Here is a 3,581-nt window from a genome sequence, read left to right as displayed (position 1 = left end):
GGGGTTGGTCCCCCCTCCCCCCGCTCCCCACCTTCAACCCCCCGGCCGCCTCGTGCGGGGGGGGACGGTGCGGGACACGCCCGCGGCCCCCGGTGCGGGACACGCCCGCGGTGCCGTCACGCGACCCGGGGGCCGCTCAGTCCCACAGTTCGCGGACGGGGTCGTGCGGCCAGGACGGCTCGGTGTCGGGGTAGGTGATCGTGAGCTTGGTGAAGTGCCGCAGGTGCGGGTCGCCGGGCCAGGGCTTGCTCTCGGAGAGCCTGACCTTGACCGGGAAGGTGTGGAAGTGTCCCGCCGCGCAGTACGGATCGCAGTCGTTGGCCTCCTCGTAACCGGTCCCCTCGGCCGAGTCGCTGCCCCAGTGGGACCAGTACAGACCGCCCAGCCGGTCGTTCCCGTCCCCGCAGGCCAGCAGGAAGTCGGGGGGCATGACGAGTCCGCGGCCGAAGCAGGTGACCAGGACCGTGGCGTAGGTGGGGGCGGTCGCGCCGGAGGCGGCTCCGGCCGCCGGGGCACCGGCGCCCGCCGAGGCGGGGGCGGCCGCGACGACGGTCGCGAGGGCGGCGGAGGCGACGGTCAGGGCGAGGTTGCGGAGGAGTGGCATCGCGGTCTGCCTTCCTGGCCGCTGCCGGGGTGGTGGCGGTCGTGGACGAGGTGCTGTCCGGAGTGCCGCTGCGACGGTCGCGGGACGGTCGCGGGAGCGGGGCAGGACGCCCGGCGTCCCGGCGGGGGCCGCCGAGCGGCGGAGAGACGGAGAGGCGGAGCGGAGGGGCGGGAGCGGAGGGGGAGCGAGCGAAGGGGCGGCAGGCTTCCTCGGGCGGAACGGCCGTACGGCCTCGAAGTCACGTTCCTCCAGGAGGGTGAGGCGCGCAACCCGGCGGGGCGTGCGTTCGGGCCCGGCCGGCACGCTCGGTGACGGCACGGGCGCGGGGGGAATCAACCAGATTTTCCGGGCGGCGCGGAACAAATCCGACACTTACCCCGGTTGAAGCCCCCATCAGGGAGTTCCCCGTTCCACCGAGGTGATGCAGCAGTGGGCACCGACATGAGCAGTCCGACCACGGAGACGTTCAAGCGCGCCGTGCTCTTCTTCAACCGGCAGCGCTACGCCGCCGCGGCGCGGACGCTCGCGTCCATCGTGGACGTGGCCCCCCGCAACATGGCGGTGCGCATGCTGCTGGCCAGGTCGTACTACTTCTCCGCGCAGCTCTCGCGGGCGGAGGCGGAGCTGCGTGACCTGCTGCGCGCCGAGCCGCAGGACGCGCACGCGCACCTGCTCCTCGGGCGCACCCTCGAGCGTCAGGGGCGGCTCGCCGAGGCGGCCCCCCACCTGCGGCTCGCCGACGCGATGACGGCCTGGGACCTCGTCGTCGTCTGACCCTCCCGGCCCGGGAAGGCCGCGCGGCGCCCGGCGCCCGCGGGCCACTCCCCCGGCCCATCCCCGGTTGTCCGGACCGTACCGCCTCCGCAGGCTGCTCACGTGGGGGCCAACGACCGACCACGGTTCGGAGACCGCAATGACCTGTCCGCACGTCCGGTCCATAACGCGACGCAAGGCGCGCTACGCCGTCGCAGTCCTCCTCGCGGCCGCCGCGAGCCTCACCGCCTGCGGTGAGAGGACGACGAGCGCCATGCGCGTCGACAACGCGGTGCCCGCCGACACGCCCGCACCGAAGGTGCCCTGCGGCACCCCGCCCGTACGGCTGGACCCGCAGGCCCAGGACTTCCTCGACCAGCTGGCGGCAGCGGACGGCCCGCCGCTCTACACGCTCTCGCCCACGGGCGCCCGCCAGGTCCTGGACAAGCTGCAGGCGGGACCGGTGGACATGCTCCCGGCGCAGGTCAGCGAGCGGACCGTGCCCGGCGGACCGACCGGCCCGGTGTCGGTGCACGTCGTACGGCCCGAAGGCGCCAAGGGGGACCTGCCCGGGATCGTCTACATCCACGGCGGCGGCTGGGTGCTGGGCAACTTCAAGACCCACGAGCGCCTGGTGCGCGAGATCGCCAACGGCGCGCAGGCAGCGGTGGTCTTCGTCGACTACACGCCCTCACCCGAGGCCCGGTTCCCCGTGGCGATCGAGCAGGCGTACGCCGTGGCCAAGTGGGTCGCGGGCAACGGCGGACAGATCGGCGTGGACCCCTCGCGCCTGGCCGTGGCCGGCGACTCGGTGGGCGGCGACATGACGGCCGCCGTGACGATGATGGCCAAGCAGCGCGGCGGACCCGACTTCCGGCACCAGGTGATGATGTACCCGGTCACCGATGCGAACTTCGACACCGACTCGTACAACCGCTTCGCGGAGAACTGCTGGCTGGCCAAGCCCGCGATGGAGTGGTTCTGGGACTCCTACGCCCCGCAGTCCAAGGACCGGCAGAACCCGCTGGCCGCCCCGCTGCGCGCCACGCTCGACGAGGTGCGCGGGCTGCCGCCGGCGCTGGTGATCACGGATTCGGACGTGCTCTACGACGAGGGCACCGCGTACGCGGAGAAGCTGCGGGAGGCCGGTGTGTCCGTCCGGTTGACGCACTACCCCGAGATCACGCACGACTTCATGATGCTCAACGCCCTCCGCGACACGGAGTCCAACAAGAGGGCGGTGGCCGAGGTCACGACGGCGCTGCGCGAAGCACTGCACGGGGCGGATTCCGGCCCTGCCAAGTGAGCCCCTGGCGCACCGGGCGGGAGGGGCGGCGGGTTCACCCGGCCGCCCCTCCTTGTTCACGGCTCCCCGGCGGGGAAGTTTCCCTTGGTAACAGATTTCTGTTATCGTTGATTCATGGATGAGAGGGCGACCACCAGAGAGCGGATCATGTCCGCCGCCGCCACCCTGCTCGCCGAGGGCGGCCGCGACGCGGTCTCGACCCGGTCGGTCAGCAAGGCGGCGGCCGTCCAGCCGCCGACCATCTACCGGCAGTTCGGCGACATGCAGGGTCTGCTGGACGCCGTCGCGGCGGAGGGCTTCGCCGACTACCTGCACCGCAAGACCGACCGGACGCGGGCCGCGGATCCGGTCGAGGACCTGCGCTGGGGCTGGGACCTGCACATCGAGTTCGGCGTGGCCAACCCGGAGATATACCAGCTGATGTTCGGTCAGCCCAAGCCCGGGGTCGAACCGGCGGCCGTCACAGAGTCCTTCAACGTGCTCCGCGGCCTGGTGACCCGGGTCGCGGAGGCCGGCCGGCTGAGCGTGGACGTGGAACGCGCCATGCTGATGATCCACGCGGCGGGCTGCGGGGTCGTCCTGACGCTGATCGCGACGCTGCCGGAAGCCCGCGACCCGGAGCTGTCACCGCGGACGCGAGAGGCCGTTCTCGCTGCCATCACGACCGCGGAGCCGGAGGAGGCCACCGCGGAGGAGCGCCGGACGATCACCCGTACCGTCGCCTTCAAGGCCGTGCTCCCCGAGATCGGGGAGATCCTCACGCCCGGTGAACGCATCCTGCTGAACGAGTTGCTGGACCGCATCACGCACTCCGCCTGAGGGCCCTCCGGTGTGCGGGGCCCTGGCCCCGCACACCGGAAACGCCCCGTGGGGGTACCTCGGAATTAGGGTTCCCAACCGGGGGTTTGGGTTGCCGGC

The 3,581-nt window shown here is 72.6% G+C and carries 4 protein-coding genes; 3 read left to right on the top strand and 1 reads right to left on the bottom strand.

The window, feature by feature from the left end; all coding sequences use genetic code 11:
- Positions 1–136: 136 nt before the first annotated feature.
- A complete protein-coding gene (locus tag ABZ479_RS41505) occupies positions 137–604 on the bottom strand; it encodes a hypothetical protein (RefSeq protein ID WP_500466430.1) in 468 nt (155 codons plus the stop codon).
- A 441-nt stretch (positions 605–1,045) separates the two neighbouring features.
- Here ABZ479_RS41505 and ABZ479_RS41500 point away from each other — a divergent pair, with 441 nt between their 5' ends.
- The 3 genes from ABZ479_RS41500 (at position 1,046) to ABZ479_RS41490 (ending at position 3,482) form a co-directional block, all read left to right on the top strand.
- Positions 1,046–1,378, top strand: coding sequence for a tetratricopeptide repeat protein (locus ABZ479_RS41500; protein ID WP_179279764.1), 333 nt, complete (start codon positions 1,046–1,048; stop codon positions 1,376–1,378).
- Between the two features lie 139 nt (positions 1,379–1,517).
- On the top strand, positions 1,518–2,663 hold the full coding sequence (locus ABZ479_RS41495) for an alpha/beta hydrolase (RefSeq protein ID WP_500466429.1): 1,146 nt from the start codon (positions 1,518–1,520) through the stop codon (positions 2,661–2,663).
- Between the two features lie 114 nt (positions 2,664–2,777).
- Entirely contained in the window at positions 2,778–3,482 is a 705-nt protein-coding gene (locus ABZ479_RS41490) for a TetR/AcrR family transcriptional regulator (RefSeq protein ID WP_499605297.1), read from the top strand.
- Positions 3,483–3,581 lie beyond the last annotated feature (99 nt).

The organism is Streptomyces sp. NPDC005722 (assembly GCF_040630935.1).
Taxonomy (GTDB): Bacteria; Actinomycetota; Actinomycetes; order Streptomycetales; family Streptomycetaceae; genus Actinacidiphila.
Note: the sequence above shows the minus strand (reverse complement) of the source record. Positions and strands in the feature narration are given on the sequence as shown.